24 protein-coding genes, 1 other RNA gene and 2 pseudogenes are annotated in these 26,891 nt (G+C 39.9%); 14 read left to right on the top strand and 13 right to left on the bottom strand.

What is annotated here, in order from left to right; translation table 11 throughout:
* Positions 1–4 precede the first annotated feature (4 nt).
* Positions 5–1,792 carry a bifunctional metallophosphatase/5'-nucleotidase gene (locus ACVBIK_RS01480; RefSeq protein WP_447168910.1) on the top strand — a complete coding sequence of 596 codons (1,788 nt, stop codon included), beginning with the start codon at positions 5–7 and terminating at the stop codon, positions 1,790–1,792.
* Positions 1,793–1,891: 99 nt separating this feature from the next.
* Here the strand turns inward: ACVBIK_RS01480 and ACVBIK_RS01475 are convergent, their stop codons facing one another.
* The 3 genes and pseudogenes from ACVBIK_RS01475 to ACVBIK_RS01465 all read right to left on the bottom strand — a co-directional run.
* Entirely contained in the window at positions 1,892–2,392 is a 501-nt protein-coding gene (locus tag ACVBIK_RS01475; protein ID WP_447161182.1) for a GNAT family N-acetyltransferase, read from the bottom strand.
* Positions 2,393–2,557: 165 nt separating this feature from the next.
* Complete coding sequence (locus tag ACVBIK_RS01470; RefSeq protein WP_447161181.1) at positions 2,558–2,860, bottom strand: NrfJ; 303 nt, start codon at positions 2,858–2,860, stop codon at positions 2,558–2,560.
* A gap of 175 nt (positions 2,861–3,035) precedes the next feature.
* A pseudogene (locus ACVBIK_RS01465) lies at positions 3,036–3,164 on the bottom strand (putative quorum-sensing-regulated virulence factor); the annotation flags it as partial.
* Between the two features lie 106 nt (positions 3,165–3,270).
* On the opposite strand from ACVBIK_RS01465, the gene ACVBIK_RS01460 reads away from it, so the two are divergent.
* The 5 genes from ACVBIK_RS01460 to ACVBIK_RS01440 all read left to right on the top strand — a co-directional run bounded on the left by ACVBIK_RS01460 (position 3,271) and on the right by ACVBIK_RS01440 (position 7,403).
* Positions 3,271–5,100, top strand: a complete 1,830-nt coding sequence (locus tag ACVBIK_RS01460; RefSeq protein ID WP_447168909.1) for a recombinase family protein — start codon at positions 3,271–3,273, stop codon at positions 5,098–5,100.
* 282 nt (positions 5,101–5,382) lie between these two features.
* Positions 5,383–5,574 (top strand): hypothetical protein, encoded by a 192-nt coding sequence (locus ACVBIK_RS01455; protein ID WP_447168908.1) that lies wholly within the window; start codon positions 5,383–5,385, stop codon positions 5,572–5,574.
* Positions 5,575–5,598: 24 nt separating this feature from the next.
* Complete coding sequence (locus ACVBIK_RS01450) at positions 5,599–5,889, top strand: hypothetical protein (RefSeq protein ID WP_447168907.1); 291 nt, start codon at positions 5,599–5,601, stop codon at positions 5,887–5,889.
* Positions 5,890–6,168: 279 nt separating this feature from the next.
* Positions 6,169–7,035: a MobV family relaxase gene (mobV, locus tag ACVBIK_RS01445; protein WP_447168906.1), complete on the top strand. Its 867-nt coding sequence runs from the start codon at positions 6,169–6,171 to the stop codon at positions 7,033–7,035.
* Between the two features lie 2 nt (positions 7,036–7,037).
* Entirely contained in the window at positions 7,038–7,403 is a 366-nt protein-coding gene (locus ACVBIK_RS01440) for a hypothetical protein (RefSeq protein ID WP_447168905.1), read from the top strand.
* A gap of 285 nt (positions 7,404–7,688) precedes the next feature.
* Here the strand turns inward: ACVBIK_RS01440 and ACVBIK_RS01435 are convergent, their stop codons facing one another.
* A complete protein-coding gene (locus tag ACVBIK_RS01435) occupies positions 7,689–9,200 on the bottom strand; it encodes an Eco57I restriction-modification methylase domain-containing protein (protein WP_447168904.1) in 1,512 nt (503 codons plus the stop codon).
* Positions 9,201–9,329: 129 nt separating this feature from the next.
* Here ACVBIK_RS01435 and ACVBIK_RS01430 point away from each other — a divergent pair, with 129 nt between their 5' ends.
* Positions 9,330–10,310 carry a BsuBI/PstI family type II restriction endonuclease gene (locus ACVBIK_RS01430; protein ID WP_447168903.1) on the top strand — a complete coding sequence of 327 codons (981 nt, stop codon included), beginning with the start codon at positions 9,330–9,332 and terminating at the stop codon, positions 10,308–10,310.
* A 276-nt stretch (positions 10,311–10,586) separates the two neighbouring features.
* Here ACVBIK_RS01430 and ACVBIK_RS01425 read toward each other — a convergent pair whose 3' ends face one another.
* Both ACVBIK_RS01425 and ACVBIK_RS01420 read right to left on the bottom strand, forming a co-directional pair.
* Positions 10,587–11,861: a RepB family plasmid replication initiator protein gene (locus ACVBIK_RS01425; RefSeq protein ID WP_447168902.1), complete on the bottom strand. Its 1,275-nt coding sequence runs from the start codon at positions 11,859–11,861 to the stop codon at positions 10,587–10,589.
* Positions 11,862–12,286: 425 nt separating this feature from the next.
* Positions 12,287–12,391, bottom strand: a pseudogene (locus ACVBIK_RS01420) (putative quorum-sensing-regulated virulence factor); the annotation flags it as partial.
* A 592-nt stretch (positions 12,392–12,983) separates the two neighbouring features.
* On the opposite strand from ACVBIK_RS01420, the gene ACVBIK_RS01415 reads away from it, so the two are divergent.
* The 4 genes from ACVBIK_RS01415 to ACVBIK_RS01400 all read left to right on the top strand — a co-directional run bounded on the left by ACVBIK_RS01415 (position 12,984) and on the right by ACVBIK_RS01400 (position 15,708).
* A complete protein-coding gene (locus ACVBIK_RS01415; protein WP_447161179.1) occupies positions 12,984–13,727 on the top strand; it encodes an AAA family ATPase in 744 nt (247 codons plus the stop codon).
* Positions 13,687–14,130, top strand: coding sequence for a CopG family transcriptional regulator (locus tag ACVBIK_RS01410; RefSeq protein ID WP_447168901.1), 444 nt, complete (start codon positions 13,687–13,689; stop codon positions 14,128–14,130). Before ACVBIK_RS01415 ends, ACVBIK_RS01410 begins: the two co-directional genes overlap by 41 nt.
* A gap of 215 nt (positions 14,131–14,345) precedes the next feature.
* Positions 14,346–15,170 carry a M90 family metallopeptidase gene (locus tag ACVBIK_RS01405; RefSeq protein ID WP_447161177.1) on the top strand — a complete coding sequence of 275 codons (825 nt, stop codon included), beginning with the start codon at positions 14,346–14,348 and terminating at the stop codon, positions 15,168–15,170.
* Positions 15,171–15,222: 52 nt separating this feature from the next.
* Positions 15,223–15,708, top strand: coding sequence for a nuclear transport factor 2 family protein (locus ACVBIK_RS01400; RefSeq protein WP_447161176.1), 486 nt, complete (start codon positions 15,223–15,225; stop codon positions 15,706–15,708).
* Between the two features lie 181 nt (positions 15,709–15,889).
* Here ACVBIK_RS01400 and ACVBIK_RS01395 read toward each other — a convergent pair whose 3' ends face one another.
* The 5 genes from ACVBIK_RS01395 to ACVBIK_RS01375 all read right to left on the bottom strand — a co-directional run bounded on the left by ACVBIK_RS01395 (position 15,890) and on the right by ACVBIK_RS01375 (position 23,856).
* Positions 15,890–17,365 (bottom strand): HDOD domain-containing protein, encoded by a 1,476-nt coding sequence (locus tag ACVBIK_RS01395; RefSeq protein ID WP_447168900.1) that lies wholly within the window; start codon positions 17,363–17,365, stop codon positions 15,890–15,892.
* Between the two features lie 386 nt (positions 17,366–17,751).
* Positions 17,752–19,392: a malate synthase A gene (gene aceB, locus ACVBIK_RS01390; protein ID WP_447161175.1), complete on the bottom strand. Its 1,641-nt coding sequence runs from the start codon at positions 19,390–19,392 to the stop codon at positions 17,752–17,754.
* A gap of 1,376 nt (positions 19,393–20,768) precedes the next feature.
* A complete protein-coding gene (locus tag ACVBIK_RS01385) occupies positions 20,769–22,265 on the bottom strand; it encodes a GGDEF domain-containing protein (protein ID WP_447168899.1) in 1,497 nt (498 codons plus the stop codon).
* Between the two features lie 301 nt (positions 22,266–22,566).
* Positions 22,567–22,779: a hypothetical protein gene (locus ACVBIK_RS01380; RefSeq protein WP_447161173.1), complete on the bottom strand. Its 213-nt coding sequence runs from the start codon at positions 22,777–22,779 to the stop codon at positions 22,567–22,569.
* 270 nt (positions 22,780–23,049) lie between these two features.
* On the bottom strand, positions 23,050–23,856 hold the full coding sequence (locus tag ACVBIK_RS01375) for an SAM-dependent methyltransferase (protein ID WP_447168898.1): 807 nt from the start codon (positions 23,854–23,856) through the stop codon (positions 23,050–23,052).
* Between the two features lie 466 nt (positions 23,857–24,322).
* On the opposite strand from ACVBIK_RS01375, the gene ACVBIK_RS01370 reads away from it, so the two are divergent.
* Positions 24,323–24,817, top strand: a complete 495-nt coding sequence (locus ACVBIK_RS01370; RefSeq protein ID WP_447161171.1) for an outer membrane protein assembly factor BamE — start codon at positions 24,323–24,325, stop codon at positions 24,815–24,817.
* 102 nt (positions 24,818–24,919) lie between these two features.
* On the opposite strand, the gene ACVBIK_RS01365 is transcribed toward ACVBIK_RS01370, so the two are convergent.
* Positions 24,920–25,252: an RnfH family protein gene (locus ACVBIK_RS01365; protein ID WP_447161170.1), complete on the bottom strand. Its 333-nt coding sequence runs from the start codon at positions 25,250–25,252 to the stop codon at positions 24,920–24,922.
* The gene (locus ACVBIK_RS01360) at positions 25,249–25,680 is read right to left on the bottom strand and encodes an SRPBCC family protein (RefSeq protein WP_447161169.1); all 432 of its coding nucleotides are present in this window, start codon (positions 25,678–25,680) and stop codon (positions 25,249–25,251) included. The genes ACVBIK_RS01365 and ACVBIK_RS01360 overlap by 4 nt, the downstream gene beginning before the upstream one ends.
* A gap of 193 nt (positions 25,681–25,873) precedes the next feature.
* Between ACVBIK_RS01360 and smpB the strand changes: the two genes are divergently transcribed.
* Positions 25,874–26,368, top strand: a complete 495-nt coding sequence (gene smpB / locus ACVBIK_RS01355; protein ID WP_012154535.1) for an SsrA-binding protein SmpB — start codon at positions 25,874–25,876, stop codon at positions 26,366–26,368.
* Between the two features lie 110 nt (positions 26,369–26,478).
* Positions 26,479–26,834: a transfer-messenger RNA gene (gene ssrA / locus ACVBIK_RS01350) on the top strand.
* Positions 26,835–26,891 lie beyond the last annotated feature (57 nt).

The raw sequence follows: 26,891 nt of genomic DNA, 5'->3' as shown, positions 1-26,891 counted from the left end.
TAAGATGACAACGTCCCTATCTATATCAGTAGCTACAGCGACTACACCAAAGCTGTACCAATTAAAGCTTGCTCACATCAATGATACACACTCTCATTTCGATGCAAACCGTATTCAATTTACGATTTATGAGCAACAAAAAGAGCTGACGCTTTATAGCCATACTGGTGGCTACGCCCGTATCGCCCATCAGCTCAAGCAAGCCAAGTTAGCCGCTAAAGACAATCAACAGAGCTTTCTATTTTTACACGGTGGCGACAGCTTTCAAGGCACACTTTATTTCAATGAGTTTAAGGGTAAAGCTAACTCAGATTTATTGAATATGCTGCAACCTGACGCCATGGTGCTTGGCAATCATGAAATCGATGCGGGTAATGAACCCGTACTCGACTTTCTCAATGATATCGACTTCCCGCTATTGGCTGGCAATATGGACCTTAGCCAAGAGTGTCAGCAAAAAACTGCGTGTCTTGCAAACCACCCAAACCTACTCGACTTAGATCCGCTCACTCAAGCGGCTAAAGTGCTACTAAAGCCATTGCAAGATAAGCAAGTCGCGATTATTGGTATCACCTTAGATCAGATGACCGAAATTGCGCGTCCCGATGATGATACCCACTTTGTAAGCGCTATCGAAACGACTCGTCGCAGCGTGGCTCAACTAAAAGCCAGTGGTATTGACCACATTATCGTTTTAAGCCATTTAGGGCTCGACCAAGATAGAGTGTTAGCCGCAGAGATCGACGGCATTAGCATTATTGTTGGTGGCCACTCACATACGCTGCAAGGCGACTTTACTGCTGTTGGCTTATCTAATATGCCTTATGGCGAACGCGTCAATGATACCGCGATAGTGCATGCAGGTAAGTATGCTGAAACCATTGGCATTGCCGACATAACCTTCGATGCCAATGGTAAAGTTGTCAGTCTACTTGGCGGTAATTACTTCATGCTAGATCGGCAGTTTATTCTGCAAGCATCTACTGATGTCAGCCCACAAGATTACTTGAACGTACGACAAACATTAGCATCACACCCTCTGATATTATGGGACGATGAATGTAGCCAGGTTCAAGCTCGAATTTTGAAAAAGTATCGTCCTAGCCTTGATGCATTGAGTAATAAAATTCTGGGTTTTGTTCCTAGAAACTTAATCCATACTCGCTTACCCAGTAAGGCCCTGCCACATGGCAGTGAAATCGCGCCTTGGGTCAGTCGTAGCATGTATCAAGAAACCCGAGAGCTGAATATTAATGTCGACTTTGCACTGCACAATGCTGGCGGAGTCCGTCAATCGCTTGATAAGGGGGATGTGAGTCTAGCCGAAGTCGTTGGCCGGATCCTTCCATTTGATATCCCGCTGGTCACTTACGAGATCCAAGGCCGATACGTATTTGAAATGCTAGAGTCCGCGATTAATGCTGCAACCAATAACAGTGTGATAGGCACTGGTGCAGGCAGTTTTCCTTACACCTATGGCCTAAAATACTTTTATGATGGCAGACAGCGATTAGGGCAACGCATTATTAAGCTTGAAGTGTTGAAAATGAAAGATGCCCAGCCATTATGGCTACCTCTTGATCCTGAATCTTATTACACTGGCGTTTCATCTTCCTATACTGCATCGGGTAAAGAGGGCTACCATCCAATATTAAAAGCTAATTGGCAAAAGGATATCGAAGGGTTAAGTCTACCAGAGGCGTTTATTCGCTTTATTAGTAAAGCGCAGTGTTTAAATGAAGCGCTTGAACCTCAGGTTCACTACACGAGCCATAATCTCGTACCGGTGTAACCGACCATTACTAGACTGCGGTATGAATTGAGTGGGCAAGGGCTGAACTTTCGGCTTTGCCCAACAAAAACTGATTAATTAGAAAGTTAACTTCATAGCCTAAGTCAATTTTTTAAGCATGTAATAACCCATAATGACCACGCCACGTTTTTCTTGATAGCTGCGGTGTCTCACTTTAAAACCCATTGACTCAAATAGCGGCCTCGACAGTTTAGAAGCATCAACCGATAACTCATCAAACTCACGTTGACTTGCCCATTGCGCTAACTCTGTATATAGCTGCCTCGCGATACCGCGCCCTTGATAGTCTGGATGCACATAAAGGCTATCGATGTAACCACGGCTGTTAAAGTGAGTTTCTAGGTTGATAAAACCACAACACAGAGCATGCCCCGACGCTTGGTTTTGCTCATCAACCATTAGCCAGGTCTTAGATCGCGACAGGCGCTTGTGCCAATGATAACTCGAACGCGGCGCAAACGACCAAGCCATCCTTTCTTGTGCGGTGTAAACAGCATCGCTTATCTGATTGATAACGGTATGCACCAGCATAGACACATCGGCAGCATAGTCTTTTTGATAAGGGATAAGTTTTAGCATTAGGTCTTTTCTGAGAGTTTCGCGAGTAATTCGTGAGGGCTATTGTGCGGTAGTTTGATACAAAATAAAATGGCGTAGACTCAGTCTACGCCATTGGAATTTAAAACGGCAAAATAATCTATCTCAATCCGAGCCTTATTAGCTCAAAGGATAAAAGAGTAATCATTATTTTTTATCGATACGGCCAACAAACAACAGCTCATCGAAAGTACGGTTTAGCGTTTTACTGCTAAAATCGTTCATCCACATTTGCTCTTGAACAACAACGGTGTCGCCCTTTTTAACTTCAATCTGTGGACCCGCAGCCCAAAAAGTTTTGTCAGCTTCTTTAATCTGTACGTAGGTATAACCGCCGCCATTCATGGTGTCCACGACAGTTCCCTCATGCATAACACCTTGTGCCCATGCGCTTGAGATACCGAGTGCTAACGTTGCTGCCGCTGCCAATTTAACTAGTTTAGCTATCATCGGAAATTTCCTTTAAATAAGTTATCAATTCATCATTATTAAAGCATGCAATAGGTTATAAATCTCTAATTAGTCACAACTATAGAGATTGAATACTCAACTATTAGATCCAACTCTCATTACAAAGTATTTTATCCCTACCACGGAACTTTTTTAATTACAGTATATTTATCACTCAACGAGAACCCTTGCGTTTAGCTTCATCTAATATGGGTTGCAGCATACCTTCAAGCCCATTTAGTTTTACTTCATACATTAGCGCGAGTTGCTGGCCTAACTTCCCTTCAGGAAAGCCCTTAGAGTGAAGCTATAACAGAACTATTTACCTCGAGGGGAATAGCTGATTTAATACAGGCAAGTTTAGCTCTCAAGTGTGAGAGCTAAGATTGCATAGTGATAGTAAGAAAAATATGAACGTACCGAAAATCTACAGCTACTCCCGAGTATCCACTTTAGAGCAGAAGAAAGGTTCTGGGGTTGAAATGCAAATCAGTGAAGAGGTACTTAACAAGCTCTCAACTAAGTATGCCTTGCCCATTGCGACTGAAAGCTTCCAAGACTTAGGTAGATCAGCATTTAAAGGCGATCATCTTAAGCATGAATTAGGGATATTCTTAGAAGCGGTAAAACAAGGCACTGTGGCAAAAGGTAGTATTCTTGTAGTGTACTCACTAGATAGATTGAGCCGTTTAAAAATTGGTTATGCTAAGCAGATCTACTATGACCTGACAAATAATGGCGTTGGTATTTACGCAATGATCGATAATTGCCTTTATGAAGCACATAATGCTTCTCACGATATTATTGCAACAATTACGTTTGAACGTGCTCACAATGAGTCTATGCATAAATCAAATCGCACAATTCAGTCAGCAAAGGAAGGTTTGAAGAAGTGGAGAGAGACTAGTGAACCGCAAAAATCATTAGGTCGATGTCCTTTTTGGATAAATCAGCAAACCAATTCGTTTAATATAAATGCTGAAGGTGTAAAAAAAGCAATAGAACTATCTCTTGAAGGGTGGGGAGATCTACGCATCAAGAAATATCTTGACGAGCATTTCGAGCACAAAAGAACTAGAAAATCTACTTTAAAAACAGGTGCATCTTGGAGTTTGTCAACGATTAATCAAATCTGGAATAAACGTTCACTCATTGGTGAAAAAAGATTTACTATTGAAAAACAGGAGCATACATTTAAAGATTATTACCCCGCATTAATAGATGTTAAAACTTTCTATCGTCTACAACTTTTAAAAGAAAAAAAGTCTGGAAGGAAAACAACAAGTAATAAAATTAATTTTTTAAAAGGCTTGGTGCGTTGTAATAAATGTGGTGGTGCAATGATTTTTTCTGATAAATCGGCTAAAAGAAAGAGCTATATTTGTAACATGGCTGCAAAAGGAGATCATCAACAAGAAATATTTAATGCCGAAATGTTGGAAATAATAACTTTAGAAGTTTGCAAGGATTTCTATTTTGAATCAAAAGTTATTAACGATAACAGTTCAGAATCAGAGATAATATTAAATGAACATATAAAAGAAGCCAAAAACCAGCTTGATGATCTAACATCTAGATACAAAAAAAAACCTAGAACATCTATTGCTGACCTAATTGAATCCCAAGAAGATAAAATTGAAGAATTAGAAAAAAAACTAGAACATTATTCATTTAATTCCTTTGACATGATTACTAGAAAGTTAAGTCAAGATTTATACACAAATGAAGTTCGTTTAGACCTTAACCACCCTACAAGGCAGGAAATTCATGAGATTTTAAATAGAATTATTCGAGAAATAAAAGTAGACAGGAAAGAATACCCTTCCACCTTCTCAAAAATCAAAATAGTTCAATGCATAGAAATCACATGGATTTTTAAAAATGGGCAAACTCGAAAACTAAAAACAAAACCATTCGAATACATTGACAATATTGAAACCAAATCTTTATTTATTCCTTTCGAGTATCAATTTGATATTCCAACTGAAGAATATAGAAGAAGTAAGAGCATAATTACAAACGTTCTTGAAAAATTACATTCGTGGGGTCTATTAGACAAGTTATATCCATCCAAAGGCCGCTATAACTGGGGAAGTAGACAACTAAATTTGGGGCATGTATCTTCAGTAACAAGCTTTAATTTAATGGAAATTTTAAAAGAACAGCACGAACAAAAAGGTTCATTGTATTTAGGGGTTGAAACTAACTCTTTAGAACCAAAGCCTGATGTATTTTGCTAGCAATTTCAAATGACAATTGTGATATATAAGCATTCAAAACTCACTTCGACAAAATGATAATTAGAGTTTAATTTTAAAAGCCCCTACCTTTCATCTTAGCGGGGGCTATAAATTAAAACAAACCAACACAAGCATATACAACCCCATAACAAGCTACACATACATACGAAACATAAGGTATATACACAGATTTTAAATTGATTAATTATTATTAATATTTTACACGCCCAAGAAAAAAAGAATCAATATAGAAAAACGACAAATCAAAAATGGATATTGATTATGAAAATATCCGAGGCGAAAGTGCGGTTCGATGCAGGCGGGTCAAGTGTAGCGACAGTGATAAAGGCGTCAGAGTTGATGAACAAAGAGCGAGAGCGTGATTGTAGAGAGTCAGAGAAGTACCGATCCGAGGTTGTTCAAGACGATATACAGCTGTCAGCACTGCAAGCCAAATCGGCTTTAGAGAAATAACAGTAAATTTAAAATAGAGTGAATATGAATATATATATGACTTTAAGTCAAATAATTGATCTGACAGTTGAAGATATTGAAGCGATGGACTCTGATGCGTTGGCAGTGTTCGCCATTGAGGTTCAACAGTTATATGATAGTTTTGAGGGTGAACGTATTTATCTCACTATCCTGATTGATATAATTGATTTTGTTGCGGCACGCGACTGTTTGCAGTGGTACCCACAGTTAACATACAAGATGTATCAGTCTCATAGAGATGAGATAATCGAATGCCTTGAACGCGGGCGTGAGATAGCGCGGGCGTACTGTTAATGTCAAAACAGTAAAAATGGTGTAACCACATTAATAGAAAGGGGCTATCACAGCCCCTTTTTGATACGTCAAAATCGGCTTTTGATTTAGCCCGTATGGGGGGATCCCCATGCTAAGCGCTCTTGTTTTTTCGTCCTGCTGAGCGCCTTTGATTTTTCTTTTCAGGCTCCGCCAGACTCGCACAATTTGCAAAATTGTATAGTGAGTATACAAACGTAGTTTGTTCGTATATGAACTTTGAAAATGCATATACTTTTTGTATGCTTTAAATAAAGCATCATGAGTACAACTATATTACGGTTTCAGAAACACAAACATTTTGCAAACATACGCAATGCTGGCGCTCATCAATATCGCCATCATGCATTAACACCAAATGCAGAAAAATCGCGTGTACAGTTAAACCGGACACTAATTGGATCATCAAATTTAGTGAATGATGTTAAAAAAAGGCTCGGAATATTAACCAAACAACCACGGAAGAATGCCGTGCTGGCAATGGATGGAGTGTTAACATTAAGTCCTGATTTATTTAATACGGGTACAAAAGAAGACCAACTCCAGACGCTAAAAAATTTTGCTATAGCTTCGAAACGTTGGCTTATTAGCACATTTGGTGACAACTTAGTTAACGCTGTATTGCATAGGGATGAAACGTCTCCGCATATTCATTTCACGATAGTACCAATTCAATATTCGATCTCAGGTGAATCTAAACTCAATGCTCGGGACATGTTTAACAAAAAAACACTGCACGATTTCCAGCGTAATTACTTTGAAACAATGCACCATCACTTCGCAAACTTATTACCGCCAAACTACAAAGCAAAAGCGACTCACACAACACTGAAAGAATTTTATGCATGCATAAATCAACTTGATGGCAAAATGGAGCTTTTTTTCGACTCTGAACTCGCTCGTCAAAAATATCAGCTGCAAGATAAGTTACATGAATCTATTCAACAACACATTGAACAATGGCTAACACAAATCTTTATCGCTGCACCAGATAGCGAAAGAGAAGAGTGGATCGAATCAATAAAGCAGGAGTTAGAGAGAAAGCTAGATGAATTAATCACTATGCCGAAACTTTCTATGCAATTAAAAACAAAAGCAAAGCAAAAGTTCACCTTAAACGAATGTTAAACATGGATAAATCAATACATAAAAAATGGGACCATATAGTCCAAAGCACAGAGGATAAAAGTATTGCCGATGCACTATATTTAGACAGCCTTTATGTTAAGCAAGCAGTTATCAAGCAGGTAATTGAAAATGCTAAATACGCAGGGTTAATACCAACCGATACAATTATCGAAAGTAAAGATTATCGGTGGGTTATTAGAGTGACCGAACATCAATTGTTAATTTTAAAATTACAAGAGACTGCAAAAGAGAAACCGTATTCTCCATCAAGTATCAAATGTCTTAATAAACATATTCAAGAGTTAGCACGTAAAACCAGCAAAACCCTCGCAGATTTGCTGATAAACAACTATCCCCCTAAACCTTGAGGATAAACCTGTAGTGGCAAACTAAAACTGACCGCTACATTAGATCTTGCCTAGCTTATTTTTGGACAAAAATTGGTTAGTGTTTAGGATCTAAATTTTACTGTTCACATTATTACTAACCTAGTGGCACACAAAAGTTGGCCACTAGATTAGTCTTTAAAACTATAAGTTCGGGATAACTAAGAACACAGGCTAAATGGCAATCCGAGACTGTAACTAAGTTTATGGCCTGCCATGAGTGTTCAAAATCCCCCCGATTAGACATTTATCTACAACTCACAAAATTCAAAGCAAGCGTTCAATAATATGATCTACACATTCTTGGTTAAATTCTTCAAAATCTACAGCTTTACCCATGTCAATAAGTTGTTCTCTGGTTGGGTAACGTAATGTTCTCAAATCTGTAGCGTTTACTTGGGTATGACCGTTCATTTGACGGAAATACTTATCTACTAGCGAGCTATTCAAAAATACCCAAAGACCTTTAGCAAGACCATCATGCAATGGTTGGCCTAGTGCGTGAAAGTAGTTAGTTTTGTTTTCAAAACCTACGACTTCAACGTCTGCTACATCAGCCGTATAGATTGAAGCTACTATTCTGCGTTTCTCTTCTTTTGCTGTTAATCTGCGTGTGAGAACATAAGTACCATTCTGAACCATCAGGTTAGCTGTGCTTTCATTGTTCAGTAATGCATTCGGCTTTTTAGCATTTTCAACTGGCCATTTAATCGCGCATTTTTGTAGGTTTTGAGGATAAATCAAAGGAACTGAACCACCAATAAAGTCAGTGCTTAAATTTTCTCTAGTTCGGAAGTCTACAACTTTACCTGTACTCGCCTGAATACCAAGATCTTCAAGTGAACACGGTAAACCGCCTGCTCTAGTCGCTACATTCTGTTCTTCTTCATCTGTGATAATGTGAATAAATCTTTCAGGATTGTTTTCACTTACTACTTTGTCAAAAGGCACTTCATAAGCAAATGGATTAGGATCTTCTGCACAAGAGCTAGAACTGATAATTACAGTGTCTCGTTGTGGTTCGCCTTTCGTTAAGTGATACACAACATTCTCTTGAAGAACTTTATCTGCTTTAAATGCTGATTTTCGACTATTAAAAACATGTATTTTGTTTATCGAGCAAGCATCTAGTAGCAACTTTCGGAAGTCATTGAAGTAAGGGCCGTTACAGAATGATCGTGGTGTGATCGCGACAAGCTCGCCACCATCTTCGAGTAACTTAATCGCTAGTCCTACAAATGCTGAGTATAAATTACCTGTTTCAAAATTGACTTGCCTTAGAGCTTTACGCTCTTCGCCTTTAGCCGCGATTTTTAAATAAGGTGGGTTTAAAATCGCTTTGTTGTAGCTCGGAGTGAACCCCTCACTAAGAAGCGTTTGAACAGAATGCTGAATAAAATCTTCTTCAACTACAGTTTGACTCCATTGAACGTTATTCACTTCACAAGTATTTGAACATTGCCCTAAAGTATCAGCCAAGTAATGATTCATTACGCTTGATAGCTCAAAACAAGTAGACTCAATACTTGTAGCGTTACCTTTAACTCGTTCTACAAAAGCAGCCGTTAACGAGCCAATACCTGCACCTGCATCTAATAGACGATGTTCACCTTCAACACTTTCAAACATATCAGCAAGAAGCATAGATACGGAAGAAGAAGACATAAACTGTCCTAACTTACCTCTCATTTTTTCATCGAGTTTTCCATTTGCTTCAACTCGATTTACATCTGCAATGTCGTTCAGATTAAGGGGAATGTTTTGAGCCAATTTTGTCATACTTGATCATTTATACAGTAATTTATTGGTTGAGAAGTATTGCAAAAAACCTGCACAAAAGGAAGAAAAAAACCTGCACATAAGTTACATTGTGGGACCTGTTAGTTTTATGGCTGATAAATCAAGAAAATGAGAGACAAAAAACTAGAACAAGCTAAAGAGATTCTAAAAGCTTTAGGTTTACCACAGCAGCAATACAATGATAGATCGGCTTGGGTCTTTCTGGCTCTTGCGAACGTGAGACCAAATGACGATTGGAGTGTAGCAACTGCCCCACTTCTACCGACCGTTAATATTATGGATTTTATTCGCTCAGAGTATGATAAAGATTACAAACCAAATTCTCGTGAAACGATTAGAAGACAAACGTTACACCAATTTGACCAAGCTCAGATCCTTGATAGAAACCGAGATAACCCAGCTAGAGCTACAAATAGCAAGGACAACAATTACTCATTGAATAAGTCTATCATTGATATTCTACACGCTTACCCTAATGGAAATTGGAAAGAGTTGGTTCAAAAATTCCTTGATGAAGTCCCTAGTCTACAAGCTATGTATGAACGAACTATCAATAAAGAAAAGATTCCAGTTCTTTTACCTGATGGTAGTGGGATAAAACTATCTCCTGGTGCTCACAACCAACTTCACGCAGATATTGTTCATGAGTTTTGCCCTAGATTTGTTGGTGAAGGTGGTAAAGTTCTTTATATCGGTGATACAGCAAGTAGCCGTGACGAAGGTGGTAAACATATGGTGCTAGAAACTGAGTACCTAGAGTCGCTTAATGTCCCCCCTATGTCTCACGATAAACTACCAGACGTTGTTGTTTATGATGAAAAACGTCAATGGCTGTTTTTAATTGAAGCAGTAACAAGTCACGGACCGGTAAGCCCCAAACGATGGATTGAATTAGAAGAAGCTCTTAAGGGGTGTACTGTTGGGCGTGTTTATGTCACCGCTTTTCCTCATAGAGCTGAGTTTAGGAAAAACGCTGCTGATATTGCGTGGGAGACTGAAGTTTGGATTGCTGATAATCCAGACCATATGGTTCATTTCAATGGTGATCGATTTCTTGGTCCGCACAATAACAAGCCCGAGATGAGCTAATTATGACTAGCCCTGAATTTTCAGGGCTTATATCTACTAAAACCGGATAACTTTTAGTAGGAGAAATCTAAATGAATAGATTGTTAATGATTATTTACTCTGCCTAATAATAAAGAGGTATAAGCGGTTTAGAGTGATCGCCCTAAACCATTGTTGAAAAAAGTTTGTTACGACCCATGGTGATTTAGAGAGCATGGATAACCACTGCTGCTAAGGGAAGTTATTCAAATCACCCATAAACTAGTGGCTAGTTCTACTCATCCACTACAAGGCTTATCATTCTATCTCAAATTTTATCCAAAAAGAGGTCGCAGTAGTGGCACCTTTTTTACGCTTAGAAGCACATCTAACTGATTTTATCTTATGCTTTTTTACAGCAATAATAGACGCACTTTCAAAGTTTTCTTCGCTGAGATTAATTGAGCAATATGCAACGACCTCTTTAATCGCTTTTTGAAGCACATTTTGATTTAGCTTTTTGAATTCTTGATATTGACCTTCACGCTGCTCAATTAAAATTGAATATACTCTGCTAGTTGATGTTCTATTCATGCAACCAATTTTCTTATCAATAAGAACAATGCTATCAGCCATAATCTGCTTCTGTGTAATGCTCATATTTTCACAAAGCAAGCCAAAGACTTTGAAGTCATTAATAATCTTATCACCATCAAGAAGTGACAATGCCCAGCTAGTTCTTTTTCCGATTTGAGGCTGAACTTTATCTGTTGTTACTGTAGCCTGCACTGTATCAGCGACCCCTAAGAACCCCCTCCACCAATTTACCCCATGGTTAATTGTCACACTTTTATCTCTTATTTTGGCTTTACGCTCTACTAAGCACTGATACAAACGCAGCCCTGCAAGCGACTTAAAGCTCGATAAATGCATCAAATCGAGTTTGGTATACCTACCTATAGAAAATAGCGCTTGCAGAAAACCGATTGAAAACTCAACGGTGACATATGGTTTATCTTTAATAACTTCTACTGAATCAAAAATATAACCGACAAAGTGAGAGTCACGCTCATGGTGCCATTGAAACCAATCTGTTAGAGGAGAATCAAAAATACAATGCTTGTCAGACAAAGTTTTGCTTCTATATGTTGCCCATTCATCAAGACTGTTTAACGCTGTATTTGTTGTTATGTGAAGACCAGCAGCTATTCGGCATGTAGCTTCTAAATCAGAGCGCTTATATTTTTTTGAACTTATCTTGCTATTATCTAACTCTTTCTTCTTCATACAAGAGCTTACATTAGCAATATCCTGCATCCGCAGTGTTACCTGACGAAATCTTGCGGTTTCAAAATCGTGCTTTACTCCAGCTATCACATCATTATTGTTTGTGAACTCGAATTGATTCCAGATATCAGACATAAATTGTCTGCAATGCTCTGTTTTTTGAAATGCTGCAATAGAGCAAAAAACAAACTTCCATGCGTTAGCTGAAATGGAGTCCGGAGATAAATGGGTAAAAAGAGACTCAATAATTTTGTTACTAATTTGGATCTTATCGTTTGATGATAACTTTGATATATTTTTTTGCATGATAAATACGTTCTTTTTTCAAAGAATATCCAAAAGCCGTATACTTGTCACCTCGAAAAGAAAAGTTAGCCGTAAAACTGTCACCTAACCAATACAAAAAACCCGTAAATCTATCACCTAGAACATGCATGACAACACTCTAAACACTTGAAGCGATTGAATTTTAAATCGGCAACCCCTTTACTAGTAAAATCTTTTCTTTTTTTATTAGAATTTATTTCATTTATATATAAGTCATACTTAGCAGTATGACCGACCGTTTGATATCTCATGTACTATCCAAATTACTGAAGGGGTCGATTACGTTAAGTAGTAAAAGATTTTATATTTTGAAGTATGCACCAAAGGTGCACTCTCTTGTTTTACCGGAAGGGGTTTCAACCATTTTCACCTCAAAAACTAGAGGAATGTTGTTATTTTATAGTAAACCACACTAAGTAAGGCTCTGGCAGTTCGAGTAAGCGTCTGCCAGCATATTTACCAAAAGGCATGTTTTGAGTAATGGCTTCAAGCAGAAGTTTTTCATCCATCACCGTTCTCCTCAACTCAAAGTATTATTAAATCAAAGTATTATTAAATCAAAACTTGTTATAACGCCACATTCTATCAAAATTTATGGCAAATACAGCCCTAATAAAGACGACAACTGGAACCCTGGGTAAATTTACCACAAAACAGATCGACACTTTGTTATATCCTTTCGCGATACAAAGGATTACCCATATAACCAACCGGAATAACAAAACCGTTTAATGAGCCGTTTACACTGAAAAATAGCTCAATACTTATGCGCCAAAACTGACTAGATATCACCCCGAACGAGCTAAGCAACTAATTAAATTAACAAATAACCACTTACGGCAACACTTTTAACCCTGCGCCAAAAAACCAACAAAACCAACAATAACGTCAAAAAAACATCGGCGGACAATTTCTATAAAAAACGTCAAAAATCATGCTGTTGACGAAGCAAATAGATCAACCTAGATTAAGCTTACGGTGACAGAAAGATGAGATGGATTACAGTCATTAACAAATCCGCCTCACCAGTACGCAAACTGTTACTGACCTTCATTCTCAAAATAATAACAACACATTAACCGCGTACAAGAGGAAAACAATATGATCATACTCGTCGGTGGCGAAAAAGGTGGTAGTGGTAAAAGTTGCCTAGCCCAGAATGTCGCTGTATTTCTAACAGCAGAATGCCAAGCCTCAGTAATTATGGTTGATTGCGACCCTCAGCGTACGACATCAGATTGGATCCATGCTCGCAATAACAACCCCGACTTACCCAGCATCAACTGTGTGCAGCTTTACGGAAAAATTCGTAATGATCTTCTTAGCTTAGAGCAACATTATGATTATGTAATAGTCGATTGTGGTGGTCAGGACAATTTAGCATTGCGTGCAACAATGTCGGTTGCTTCGCACGTACTGATGCCCCTTCGCCCTAAACGCCGAGATCTGAAAACGGTCAGCCACATGGATGATATTGTCGCAACGTGTATGATGATAAACCCCAAGATGCGCGCCACATTTGTTATCACTCAATGCCCAAGCTTGCCTAACCAAGCCAATCGAATCTTTGAAGCTAAAGAAGTATGTAAGACATATGACATTAATGTGTTAGATGCGATTACCTATAGCCGAAATATCTATGACGACAGCGAAGAGTCAGGTCTATCCGTGCTCGAAATTGAACCTAAAGGCAAAGCCGCAGGTGAAATTAGAGGTATTGCCTGTGAAATGCTGCAAGTCAATAATGCAACAGAAATTCGCAACCGCCTTGCTGAAAAACACATGATCAAGATGAGAGGTAATTATGGGTCTGGCAGATCTCAAGAAAAACTCTACGCCGTCTAGTTCAACCCATAGGCAGATCCAAACGAGGCAGCTAGCACTCGATGATCTAATTGATGACTTTATTAACGATGCGAGTCGTTACGCTTCTGGCCAAGAAGTACTTGCCACCAACTCAAGTAAAGTCATAGAGTTAGAACGAAAGAAGCTACGATTTCAGCCTGAGTTCAGAACCAATTTAGTCACTAGTCAGCAAGCCGAAGCCGTTTTAACTGTAAAGAAGGGAAATAGCCCCGTAAGAAAGGCAACCTTCACTTTAACTGAGTCAGCCATTGCTCACTTAGCGACGCTGGCCGATGATTGCGATGTAGCAAAGTCAAAGTTAATTCGCTTCTTAATTGAACATCATTTTAACTTAAGCCCAGAGCAAAGAAAGCAAAAGGAAAAAAGCATTATCGTTGAATAATGCCAATCAGTATAACTCCCTTCCCTTAGCTGGCAGTAGACCGACAATTCTGAAGTATTGCGCTGCCAGCATTTTTCAATCCAAAAAATTCTTACTTTCAATCTCAAGTCTAAAATCATCGAATAAAACGAATCAGTAACACTGCTTGGTTGAATCTTACTCGTTATGGCCATATATCATCAGTAAGCAAACAAACCTCAATAGAAAGGAATTCTATGTTAGCGATTTTTCTTATCTTACTTATCAGTGGTAGTGCAATTGTATGGATTGCTAGTGCGCCATGGCGCGCTCGTCAAAGACGCAAGCGGATTAACCAACAGCCCTTTCCCCATGAGTGGCGTGAGATCTTAAAACGGCGTACTCCGTTCTTCAGAGTCTTACCCACGGATCTGCAACTACAGCTTAAAAAACACATTCAGGTCTTTATCGCTGAAAAGCATTTTGTCGGATGCGACGGTCTGAAAATCAACGATGACATTCGCGTCACTGTAGCCGCACAAGCTTGCTTACTATTACTCAATAGAAAAACTGACTTTTATCCGAGGTTAAAAGAGATCCTGATTTATCCTTCGGCGTTTATTGTCGAAAACCAGCAACAACACGGTGCAGGAGTCGTTTCTGCCCAGAAACGCGTCTTAGCGGGTGAATCATGGCAACATGGTCGAGTGGTATTATCTTGGCAAACAACTAAGCACGACGCTGCGGTGCCTGATGATGGCAGTAATGTGGTGTTCCATGAGTTTGCCCATCAGTTAGATCAAGAAGATGGCCGCGCAAATGGCGCTCCTGTGTTAAAAAATATTGCAGACTACGCTTCTTGGTCTAAAGTGCTAATGCAAGAGTATCAAACCTTAGTCGATGCCTCTGTACACGGTGAACTTTCATTATTTAGCTACTATGGCGCAACGAATCCTGCAGAGTTTTTTGCCGTTGTAACGGAAGTGTTTTTCGAACAACCCCATGAGTTTATCAATCAGCATCCTGCACTGTATCAAGAGTTGAGTTCCTTTTATCAACTTGATCCCGTCAATTGGAATTAAAACCGTTATAGAGTGAAGGTCAGTAACACTCTACATAATCACAAGGATAGATATGTTCAATCTCAGTGCCTCGAAAACAATAGGTATTTTATTGTTACTCTCAAGTTCCATTTCAAGCAATGCACTCGCCATTGACACAGCACAAAGCGATAAGCAACAAGCAACCATGGTTTTAGATGCCTTAAACCAATACTCTGCGACCGCCGATTGGGATAATTACTTTGCCCTTTATGATGATAAAGGCATTTTTATCGGTACAGATGTCAATGAACATTGGGATAAGGCCGAGTTTGAACAATATGCCAGGCCAACAAAAGGCTGGCGTTACGATTTAACCAGTAGAAAGATGACCCAGCACGGTGATGTCATCTGGTTTGACGAAATATTATCTAACCCCTCTTACGGCGTGAGTCGTGGAACCGGAACCTTAATCAAGACAACCAAAGGTTGGAAAATAGCTCAGTATCACTTAAGTTTCCCTATCCCTAACGCCATAGCAAAATCGATTACTCAACAGATAAAGACCGCAAAAAAATAGCAACAGATGACAAACCGAACACCAGCTAAAACAGAAAAAGCGCTGCAAAGCAGCGCTTTTATCAACTTGAAACCCTAATCCATAATTTGGATTATAAGCCTTTCATATCAATGACTTAAAAACATGCGTTCCCTGTAAGAGCTCCCATATGAGTTATTTCATCTCTATTACTTAATCCCCGTTATTTAATCGAGGCAGAGAAACAGACATTCGCCATATCAACCAAATGGCTAAAACTTGTAAAATCATCTTGGGATAAACGCCGACCAGAACTGTCTCTGTCTGCATAGACCAGACCTATCGCTGTATGGTCCATTATAAGAGGAGCGAGCATAAATCCCGTTGCTGCCGTTATCGCTGAAATGTCACCATCCATAAATAAACGCCATTTAGGCGATCTTGGATTATCAATATACAGTGCCTTCTTTAAAGAAATACAATCTTGAAATACGCTTTTTGTACTGTTCAAAGCAATCGTAAATGAGGCTTTCATTTGTTCACTGCCTTCACCATAAACCATTCTAGGCACTAAATTTTTTCGGTTAGGTGTTAACAACAACACACAGCAGCGATCAACACCCACTCCGGTTAAGATCCCTTTTAATGCGATGGAAAGTACTTGATTGAAATCTTGTTTATTTAACGCGCACTGAGTCAATTCACGCAAACACTGCAACTGTCTGTTTGCATCAGCCGCATAAATAACAACTGTTGGCTCAGTATGTTCTAATTCTCCAGATAAGTAAGTTGGATCAGGTAAGTGCTCAACCAAAATCCGCGCGCCATAAGCATCAGCCATGCTTTTGGTCGCCTTATGACAGCGTATGATCCGCCCTTTAAGCTCATCAAGCTCTAGACCTAACATATCAGCAGTTTGCTTTAATCGATTCGATAGCTCAGCCATCGATGGCTGACTCTGACACAATATTTCGCTTAGCTTATTAGCAAGAAAAATACTGCGGATTTCTGGAGTTCGCTCATCGGGCTGACTCAGTGATTTTATCAGTAAACGACCTAAGCCCCAGCTCCGTGCAAGCCCTAAAGATAATTGCTCAAAAGTAGCGCCGAGCACTTCACGCGTGGCTTTATTCATCTCTTGCATAGAATCACAATGGTTAAGCTTATTATCAAGCACTAAGGTTTCTGCGCAGCCCGTACTCCAAAAAGCACTTTCTCCTAAGTGATAAAGCAAAGAGGCAATAAAAACCTCCTCTTGCAGCTCTTCATCATAGTCTTTGAGTAACATTTTGGTTAACATTGCAGCTTGAAATGCTTGTGCCATTAGCTTCAGCATTCTGTTGTAAACGCCCTCAGTAAGCCCTTCAGCCTCTAACAAACTACTGAGTAATTTAGCAGTAATACAGATGTTCTTTATCGTATCAAAACCCAGTACCACAGCGGCACGACTAACAGTGGTAACCTGGCTAATCCCTTTACTGTAGGTCACGCTATTTGCTACTCGCAAAATTCTGGAGGTCAATGCATTATCATGCATAACACTTTTACCCAGAATCGACAAAGAAGACACATCGTCTTTTGCTAGTTTTTCGAGAGTTTTCACCGTAGAGCAAAGCGCAGGCATCTCTTGGTCACTAATACGATTAGTCCAATATTCAACGCCATTAAATCGACTATTTTCTCTATGAGTTGCTTTCAAGTTACTCTCATCTTATGACGACTAGCCATCAACCATGCAAGTGATGCATTGTTCTGATTTCGTCCCTGAAACTCTACATTATCCACTGCGACTATGCGCAATATCTAATGCACAATCACTACGCTTAACACAACAGCTATAAAGCTATTGCTACATTCTATACGTTAATCACTAACAATAAACCTTTACAGTTCATTAACCAACAACACTATTACAAAACGATACTGATTTTAAATAAAAAAAAACGACTCCGAAGAGTCGCCAATCACAAGCAGAACACCAGCGAAAAGTGTGGTGTTAATAATTTAAAAACCCGCACTGCACGTAGGAATACAGTGCGGGGGACACAAGCTACAAAATGTAGCCAAACCTTTAGCGCATAAAATTTAAGCCGTCAGTAATTGGTAACCCGGTTCGGTAAGAAAATCGACAAGTTCATCTGAAGTCGTGATGGTTTCGAGCAATACAGCGGCTTGAGTATAACTTCCCTGAGTAAAGCGCTCTGGGCCAACCTCTTCTTTGACATGAGCTAACTCCTCTACCAACATTGTTTGGAATAAACCTTTGGTAACAATAACGCCAGAGCTAAGCGGCTGCTGATGCTTTATCCATTGCCAAATGGAGGTACGAGAAACCTCTGCCGTGGCAGCGTCCTCCATTAACCCATAGATAGGAACGCAGCCATTACCGTTAATCCAGGATTCTATGTATTGTAGTGCGATACGGATGTTAAGACGCATACCCGCTTCAGTCCGCTCCCCCGTTGCAGGCATAAGTAATTCACGGGCATGGATTGGCGCATCGACATCGCGTGTAATATGGAGCTGATTGACGTGATCTTCGCCTATATATTCATTAAAAATAGCCATTGCAGTATCTGCAAGTCCTGGATGTGCAACCCAAGTACCGTCATGACCATTACGTGCCTCAAGTTGCTTATCTTGCTTCACTTTTGCTAATACTTGTTGATTTAATTCAGTATCCTTGGCAGGAATATAGGCCGCCATACCGCCCATAGCTAACGCTCCACGTTTATGACAGGTCTTTATCAACAAACGCGAATAAGCACTTAGGAATGGCTTGTCCATGGTGACCGACTGTCTATCTGGTAGTATACGATCACTATGATTATTTAAGGTTTTAATGTAGCTAAAGATATAATCCCAACGACCACAATTTAATGCGACGATATTTGAACGAAGTTCATATAGGATCTCATCCATTTCAAATACAGCAGGCAAGGTTTCAATTAAACAGGTGCACTTAATCGTGCCTGGCTGAAGGCAAAAGCGCTCTTCAACAAATGTAAACACGTTAGCCCACCATCTAGCCTCCAGATGACTTTCAAGTTTAGGAATATAAAAGTAAGGCCCACTGCCCTTTCTTAATAAAGCACGATAGTTATTGTAAAAATAGATACAAAAATCGAACAGCGCAGCAGGAATGGCGCTCCCCGCAAACTGCACGTGCTTTTCTTGCATATGTAAACCGCGTACTCGACAAATAAGCACGGCGGGATCTTCATTTAATGAGTAATGTTTACCCGTCTCAGCTGCGGTATAACTAATATCCCCGTTAACCGCATCACGCAGGTTTATTTGTCCTTGCACCACTTTTTCCCAGCTTGGAGCAAGTGAGTCTTCAAAGTCAGCCATGAATACTTTAGCGTTTGCATTAAGTGCATTAATGACCAATTTTCTTTCAACAGGGCCGGTGATCTCAACCCGCCGATCTTGTAAGTCGGCAGGAATGCCTCTGATCTGCCAATGTCCTTGACGGATCGCTCGAGTCTGCTCTAAAAAATCTGGCAGCTCGCCTAGATCGATATGCTTTTGCTTGTGCTTTCTGCGAGCAAGCAGTTCAGGGACCTCTGGTGCAAATTGCTTACATAAGGCTTTAAGTAAACACAGCGAGCCCTCTGTTAACACTGTTTCTTGCCCTGCGACAGTTCTACCGTTAATCAACAACTCCTGAGTCGACGATGTCGTTTCTGATTTCGTTTGCGCTGCTGTAAGTTGCTCTGTCATCTTTCATCTCCTAAAACTGTACTCATATTTCTGTAGCAACATCTAAACGCATTTTTAATCGCATTTTGCTTCCCGCCTCGCAGTTTCTGCTAAAGCCTGTCAGTCCAGAGCATTCAGTTCGAGGCTGTCACTCCATGGCAGTTCAGAGCAGTCAGTTCAGAGCAGTCAGTCCAGTCCGGCCCTGTCAGTCAAACTAAGCAGCATGCAATGCTTTAAATGCTTAAGCATATGTTGATTTACCACAAAACCTACTGACTAAGCGTACAAGTTGCAAGCTGACACCCGGTCACACAAGTCCTTTACTCAAGCCTACAGCCCATAATTAAAAGACTCAAAGACGCACACCGCAAACCGATTAAATCCTTTTAAGGCAATTAGTTATGAATATTTTAAAATCAATTCCATGATAAACTGAACAAGTTGTAAGACAAATTGACCAAGGCAACAAACTAAAAGTAAATCCGTTACAAAGTTTCACTACGTAACACTTTTTTTACACTCAAACATCAATACCTGCAGACTGCAGATTTAAGCTAGCGTTTACTCTCACACAGCGATACACAAATGCAAACCTTTTTAAAACAATGATATATAAGCAGATAACCACCACCACAATTTAAACAACCGTTTAAATCTAACGTTAACGTTTACGGAAGCTGACTGGGCTGCAGCTAACGCAAATTATGACTCGATAAATATTGACTAACATTGAGAAAAACATTGGTTTAAATGCAAAAAAGTTCATTACGTGGCAAAAAACTAAGTTAATTCGTGACGTTAAGCCACGAACTAAGCACTAAATCAAAGTACTAAATCAAAGTACTTGGACTAAGTACTCATGGGGGATTAATTACTCATGGAGCTATGTTGTCGTTATATGGTTAATTTAAATAAGCACGATAAGATTAAATTCTCGACGTTGAGCTAAACGCGACGCAGCAGTTGCCGAGACAGGGACAGAGAAAACAAGCTTAAATAGAAACCCAATAGCTAAACTCAATGCGAGTAACTAAGCTCAATACTGAAGCGATACACTTAAGTCATGTTGATCTTAGATTAATCGTTGTGAGTTGAAGTGAAACCAGAGAAATAAAGTATGTTACACCCTCATTACCTAACGTAAGCTAACGTAAGCTAACGTAAGCTAACGTAAGCTAACGTAAGCTAACGTAAGCTAACGTAAGCTAACGTAAGCTAAGAGTTAATTAACGGTAGAGTAGAGCTAAATGTAGAGTTAAAGCTAGAGCAGAGCTAACTCGAGACAGTAACTAACTCTGGAGTAGAGTTAAACCTAGAGGAAGAGTCTTTGACTCTCCCTCTCCGTAAAAAGAAGCAACTTAGTTTATACCAGCCTATAAGCCAATCATAAATTCAGATTAGCTAAATACAAGAGGGTTATTAGCTTCATCCGTCAGCGCCTCACTTTCAAGTTCAGCAGTATATAATGTCACCCTATTACGACCAGAGTGCTTAGATGCATACAGGGCTATATCTGCACGTTTTAATAGAGGATCTAAGCTGAGATCTTCAACAGTATTACCCGCAACACCAAAACTGGCGCTAATGTTAAATGCATGCCCAGAGTATTTAGTATCAATCGCGGCAATAGCCTCTTTACAGCGCTCTGCTATCCCCAATGCGACAGTTTCATTTGAGTAAGGTAAAAATAGCGCAAACTCTTCTCCGCCCATGCGAGTAAAAATATCACTGTCACGGATAAGGGGTTTTACCGCAGACACCACATGTTTTAAGGTCCAGTCTCCTGTCCCGTGGCCGTAACTATCGTTAATATTTTTAAACAGATCTAAGTCAAATACCACTACGGAAAACTCAGCCTGGCGCACACTGACCTGCACGAACTCATTCTCAGCGAAGTCTTGACCCGCTCCGCGATTATAAACACCAGTCAGCCTGTCGGTTAATGCCAGTTTACGATAACGCATTTTCTGTCGGTGGCTATAAATAACGAATAGCGACAAGAAGAAAATACTGCCAATCAACATAGTTACAATCATTAAATTATTGGTTCGATCTGACTGATCTAACTCTTTCTGAGTTTGCAGCAATTCACGCTCTTGATTAAGTAACGCTATCTCACGCGCCAGCTCTCGGTGTTTAAACTTCGCCATCTGATAAGCATTAGCCTTGGCTTTAGTGTCATCGAGCATTAAATTGGTGTAGTGTTGATGGGATTCTAGATAGTCATAAGCAAGCTTATATTGCTTTGACGCAACGTAGCGTTGCGATAATACTCTTGCGGCAATCGCTTTATATTCAATATGGCTAGGGTCATCACTTAGACTCATCACCTTATTAGCAAACTCTTCCGCCTGGGAGGCATCACCTAAGCTCAAATAGGTTTGACTAAGTAACGCATTTACATGATTGATTTCAGTTTGAAAATTAAACTCTTGATAACCTTTTAATACTGGCTCTAGCAGATATTTAGCCCTGTTATAATCCTCGCTCTGGAGAGCGACTAAAGCTAAGCCCTTTTGTGACATCAAACCAATAAGTGGGAACTTTTTTTCTTCACAATAAATTTGACTACTGAGAAATCCCTGTTGCGCTTCGCCTGACCTATTTTCTTTTAAATCAACAACAGCGAGCATCAGCAATGAAAAACAATGTTGACGGACATCATTGATTTTAGCACTTAGTTCAGCAGATTTAGCCGCGAACTCTCTCATATCTTGGTAGGCGTTTAATACCAAGGCTAAGTTAGCCAAGCGAACATAGCTGCTGAGCTTAATTTCAATATCATCGTATTTATCAATACGTTGTAAACTGTCCGCCATCAACGTTAATGCTTCAGAATACTGCTTTAAAGCGATGTAATTAGCTGATAATGATTGATGAATTTTACTTTGCAATGCATCTCGAGGGGCTAGCTTCTCAGCATTTTTTAAACTAACTACAGATGCATTATAATTTCCCTGATACGTTAGAAAGACAGCTTGATAGATGTAAACATTAATTTTTTGCTCTCTCGATAAATTGTTCCACTCTCCTATTAATTGAGCAATAAGATTTTCGGACTTCTGCGATGGAGCACTTATGTTCTTCTCTAACTCCTCAAGAACTTGCTCATAGTCTAAACCCTCTCCATAACTCATATTAGGAAAATACAGAATTAGTACAGAAAATAAGACTATGAATAATCTCATTTTATAATTACTTTTTATCTACATAAACAAGCAAAAATGATTGAATACCTTTACTGCCAGATAATCCCTTAAGCTTATTTTCATCACCTGAGATCACAGCCTGAATTTCATCATCAGCTAGGCCATTGGCCTTCATCACACCTTGAGGATCTTGCTTATACTCCTCCAGTAACTTAGCGTCTGAACCTAGCTTCTCGAAAAAATTGTTAAACTTAGACATGATTATTCCCTTAAATTAAATGAATATTATTGGTTTATTTTTTTGTTTAGTTACTTTCTTCGCACTTTTTACTTCAGTGACTTTTTTACTTAAGTGACTGTTTACTTCAGTGCTTATTTACCTAGCTACTTAGCTATTTAGCAGCCGAGTTATTTCAGGTTGATACCTAACGGCTCGTTTTACAGTTGTAATTGCTGTTTACGACATTAAGCATCTTAAGATGCTTAATCGTCTCAGTCTCAAAACTGCAAGCTCATCACCACAGGGACATTAACCTAAGTCTTCGGCGGTGATCCCAAGCTTGGCCAATACCTCATGATTAAACTCTAGCTCTCTCGAGGGTGGAATAAGCAAGGTCGTGATAGATGAAAGACGCGCAAACGGCAGTTCTTTCAAGGCTATTTTGTCGATTCTAGGAGCCTGAGTGGGTAAGTTAGGGGCCTCATATAGCACGATTTCATGCTCTAGAGGATACCACTCGTTAAGTAGCTCTACTAACACCTGTAACCTGTCTGATGAAGTATGAAACTCAGTTAAGGTATGCTCGCCAGCGATGCCAATTTGCCATAGCAGTAAGTGCGTTGTCGGATCTGGCGTATGCTTGTAAAACATAAATTGGCTGGCTTCGAAGCTTTGGTGACCCGAGGCGCCAGGATCAATACCCACATCGGCCCATAAACAGGCCTCGGCCGAAATACCCGGCTCCATTTGCGCTGGATAACCCTCTTCTCTTGCCTGAATAATCGCAAAATGCGATACACAAGCGAAAACGCCCGGATGACCATATAGCGCACAAACAACTCTTTTGCCTAAGCGCACCTGCTCTAAAATGGCTGCCACCATCTGTTCATAAGTATCTCGGCGGTTTTTAACTTCACCTTCTTGAGCGTAATAAGGCTGAAGACTGCGCACGTCTTGGTTGAGAGACTCAAGCCAATGCTGTGCAAATCCGTCTGGCACCAGAGAAAACACCACATCAGCATGCTCTATGTAGCTTTTACTCAGTACGCTAATTTGTCCGGCCAAGTTCAAACCCGTGCCGACACAAACCAAAGTTCCTTTTTCTTTTGCTGTCATTTACTCAATTGCCTGTTATTACGATTATTATTGTTGTTTTGCTGCAAAAAACTAAGCTGCGCAAATAGATTACAAAACCATGTTAATTTAGCATAACAACTGCGTAACTTAAACATAAAATAGGTCAATGCATTTAATCGACAATAAAATGGTTTTACCTTTCTAGTTAAACCATTTTTCAACCGCGATATAAAGTGAATAATTTGATAGTATCCAATTGAATTTCATACTGTAAGAGTCATCCTGGCATTACAATAGCAATAGCGTCATTTTTAACAAATTAGTGCGATAGATGAACTATTTGCCGTTTGTCGACTCAATATACCCACAATGCTGAGATTAATGTTAAATCCTTTAATTAAAGTAAAGAATTCCGCCCCAAGCACGCCTTGCAGTAATACTCCTTGTCATAAGGGTGACTGCTTGGGTATTATGACCGACATATTTTGATGAAGTAGCGCATTCAATGACAATTAAAAAGAAAAGTCTTACCCTTTTGGGCGCTGCTGCGCTCTCGTTATCACTTAGTGCTTGTAGTGTTTTTGACTGGTTGATCTATAAACCTGATATCCCTCAGGGTAACTATATGGAAAAGCAGCAAGTTGAAAAGTTACGAATCGATATGACTAAAGAGCAGGTTGAATACGTGCTTGGTCGTCCCGTTTTACGAGACAGTTTCTCAGATGATACTTGGTATTATGTCTACCACTATAAGAGTGGCCGTGACGCCAGCATTATCCATAAAGAACTCATCCTTAACTTTAATGGCGATAAGCTAACTGAAGTGAAAGGTGATTATGAGCTTAGCCCTGACTTTGGTGTCCCACTTGAAGAAAGTAAGTTACCAGAGATCAACACCCCAGAAGGTGATCCTTTGATCCCAGAGCAGCGCCCTCAAGCTAAACCTCTGATCGAAGAGGAACAAACACAACCTGAGACACTCTCAGAAAAGTTTGAATAATTAGTCCTGGCATCAATACAAAAATGGCGACTCCCGTTTGGGCGTCGCCATTTTCATATCCGTCATTAATAGCCGTTATTCATTAAAGCAATTTCAGGGGCATTAAAGCTTACTTCCCGTAATCTTATTAATTCGGCCATCTTCTTTCGCTTTTTCTGCACGTTTACGACGCACATCCTTAGGATCGGCAATTAATGGCCGGTAAATCTCAACGCGTTGACCGGGTTGTAGCACTTCATCATGCTTAACTAAGCGACTAAAAATCCCCAATTTTACCGTTTCAAGATCAATATCAGGAAAGTAACGCTGCATATCACTTAACTTGACCGCATCGATACAGGTCGTTCCGGCTGGAACCTGAACCTTAATCAGCTTTTGCTGCTTGGGTAGCGCATAAATAACTTCAACCAAAAATGATGTTTGTTCAGTACTCATTTGTATATCACCTTCGCGCGGCTCGTAAATGCAGTTACCATGGATCCCATCAACTCTTTAAAAACCTTGCCAAAGGCCATATCGACAATTGGGCTAGAGAATTCAAACTGCAACTCGAAATTTACCTTGCAGGCATCTTCAGTAAGCTCAGTAAACGTCCACTCACCAACGAGTTCTTTAAAAGGACCGTTTTCTAATTGTAATTGAATACTTTTACCAGCAACAACTTGATTGCGAGTAGTGAAGGTTTTACTGATCCCCGCTTTTGCCACATCAACCGATGCCAGCATCGTTTTGCCGTCAAACTCTATCACCTTACCACCGACACATCCGGGCAAGAACTCTTTATATGACTCAACATCATTGACTAAGTCATACATCTGCATCGCGCTGAAGCGAACTAATACACTGCGTGAAATTTGCGGCATTGAAGATTGCTACTCAGTAATTAAAAACCAAAGGTCGATTTTAACATGAACACAAAAAAACGCATCTTTGATACTCAAGAGTGATATTAAGCGACTAAAAAGCAAACAAACTCACCGCTGATAACAACAAAACATCGAATAAATCCACTTGCCCAATTCCATATTTGCTAAGCCTGAGTATAATGTGTCTCCTATGGCTAAGAAAAACGCAAAAAATTCAAAGAACAGTTCAGCTTCAATCGCACGTAATAAACGCGCAACCTTCGACTATAAGTTTGAAGAGAAGCTAGAAGCAGGCCTATCCCTCATGGGATGGGAAGTTAAGTCTATTCGTATGGGCAAGGTCAACTTGTCCGAAAGCTACGTCTTTTTAAGAGAAGGCGAGGCTTACCTTTTTGGTTGCACCATCGCACCACTTAATACCGCCTCTTCTCATGTAGTGTGTGATCCTTTGCGCTCACGTAAGCTACTACTTAAACGTAAAGAGCTTGATAAGCTTCAAGGGCTAGTTGACCGTAAAGGTTACTCAATTGTTCCAATCTCTATGTATTGGCAGAAAGGCGCTTGGGTTAAAATTGAGATTGGCCTAGGTAAAGGTAAGAAAGAACACGACAAGCGCGACGATACTAAAGATCGCGAATGGCAAATTGAAAAGGCTCGTACCATAAAGAAGGCGGTACAGCAGTAATTTCAACAACGTACCTAATGAATAACGTACGTATAACGAACAATCGGTTGTAAATGCGATTTTTATGCTTGGTAAAACAAGCTAGGTCGCGTTACAATCACATTGTACTTGGGGGCGATTCTGGATTCGACAAGATTCTCGAAACCCTGGGAGCATGCCGAGGGGCGGTTGGCCTCGTAAAAAGCCGCACCGTTATAGTTGCAAACGACTCTAACTACTCTCTAGCAGCTTAGGCTAGCTAGCCATCTTGCTCACGTTTATCAAATGGGCAGAGTAATAAGATGGTCACCTTTACATTTGATAGCGAGGGAACCACGTTCAGGGGTGAACCGCGAAACAGTACTGAACTCGCCAATTACAATCCTGTCTTTCGGAGTGTACTTGGTTAACCAAAAGAGAGACTAAGCATGTAGCGCCTTGGATGTAGGCTTTTTGGACGCGGGTTCGAGCCCCGCCGCCTCCACCAATACTAGGTTAGCAATAACCTTCAAAGGCCGCTAAACCCTTACCAGACGGGTTTAGC

Source organism: Shewanella sp. 125m-1 (assembly GCF_052977065.1).
This window is presented reverse-complemented; position numbering and strand designations above follow the sequence as displayed.

What these genes read in the sequence shown, in the direction of transcription:
- ACVBIK_RS01480 (WP_447168910.1), top strand. Translation starts at nt 5, where the DNA reads ATGACAACGTCCCTATCTATATCAGTAGCTACAGCGACTACACCAAAG.
- ACVBIK_RS01475 (WP_447161182.1), bottom strand. Translation starts at nt 2,392, where the DNA reads ATGCTAAAACTTATCCCTTATCAAAAAGACTATGCTGCCGATGTGTCT.
- ACVBIK_RS01470 (WP_447161181.1), bottom strand. Translation starts at nt 2,860, where the DNA reads ATGATAGCTAAACTAGTTAAATTGGCAGCGGCAGCAACGTTAGCACTC.
- ACVBIK_RS01460 (WP_447168909.1), top strand. Translation starts at nt 3,271, where the DNA reads ATGAACGTACCGAAAATCTACAGCTACTCCCGAGTATCCACTTTAGAG.
- ACVBIK_RS01455 (WP_447168908.1), top strand. Translation starts at nt 5,383, where the DNA reads ATGAAAATATCCGAGGCGAAAGTGCGGTTCGATGCAGGCGGGTCAAGT.
- ACVBIK_RS01450 (WP_447168907.1), top strand. Translation starts at nt 5,599, where the DNA reads ATGAATATATATATGACTTTAAGTCAAATAATTGATCTGACAGTTGAA.
- mobV (WP_447168906.1), top strand. Translation starts at nt 6,169, where the DNA reads ATGAGTACAACTATATTACGGTTTCAGAAACACAAACATTTTGCAAAC.
- ACVBIK_RS01440 (WP_447168905.1), top strand. Translation starts at nt 7,038, where the DNA reads ATGGATAAATCAATACATAAAAAATGGGACCATATAGTCCAAAGCACA.
- ACVBIK_RS01435 (WP_447168904.1), bottom strand. Translation starts at nt 9,200, where the DNA reads ATGACAAAATTGGCTCAAAACATTCCCCTTAATCTGAACGACATTGCA.
- ACVBIK_RS01430 (WP_447168903.1), top strand. Translation starts at nt 9,330, where the DNA reads ATGAGAGACAAAAAACTAGAACAAGCTAAAGAGATTCTAAAAGCTTTA.
- ACVBIK_RS01425 (WP_447168902.1), bottom strand. Translation starts at nt 11,861, where the DNA reads ATGCAAAAAAATATATCAAAGTTATCATCAAACGATAAGATCCAAATT.
- ACVBIK_RS01415 (WP_447161179.1), top strand. Translation starts at nt 12,984, where the DNA reads ATGATCATACTCGTCGGTGGCGAAAAAGGTGGTAGTGGTAAAAGTTGC.
- ACVBIK_RS01410 (WP_447168901.1), top strand. Translation starts at nt 13,687, where the DNA reads ATGGGTCTGGCAGATCTCAAGAAAAACTCTACGCCGTCTAGTTCAACC.
- ACVBIK_RS01405 (WP_447161177.1), top strand. Translation starts at nt 14,346, where the DNA reads ATGTTAGCGATTTTTCTTATCTTACTTATCAGTGGTAGTGCAATTGTA.
- ACVBIK_RS01400 (WP_447161176.1), top strand. Translation starts at nt 15,223, where the DNA reads ATGTTCAATCTCAGTGCCTCGAAAACAATAGGTATTTTATTGTTACTC.
- aceB (WP_447161175.1), bottom strand. Translation starts at nt 19,392, where the DNA reads ATGACAGAGCAACTTACAGCAGCGCAAACGAAATCAGAAACGACATCG.
- ACVBIK_RS01380 (WP_447161173.1), bottom strand. Translation starts at nt 22,779, where the DNA reads ATGTCTAAGTTTAACAATTTTTTCGAGAAGCTAGGTTCAGACGCTAAG.
- ACVBIK_RS01375 (WP_447168898.1), bottom strand. Translation starts at nt 23,856, where the DNA reads ATGACAGCAAAAGAAAAAGGAACTTTGGTTTGTGTCGGCACGGGTTTG.
- ACVBIK_RS01370 (WP_447161171.1), top strand. Translation starts at nt 24,323, where the DNA reads ATGACAATTAAAAAGAAAAGTCTTACCCTTTTGGGCGCTGCTGCGCTC.
- ACVBIK_RS01365 (WP_447161170.1), bottom strand. Translation starts at nt 25,252, where the DNA reads ATGAGTACTGAACAAACATCATTTTTGGTTGAAGTTATTTATGCGCTA.
- ACVBIK_RS01360 (WP_447161169.1), bottom strand. Translation starts at nt 25,680, where the DNA reads ATGCCGCAAATTTCACGCAGTGTATTAGTTCGCTTCAGCGCGATGCAG.
- smpB (WP_012154535.1), top strand. Translation starts at nt 25,874, where the DNA reads ATGGCTAAGAAAAACGCAAAAAATTCAAAGAACAGTTCAGCTTCAATC.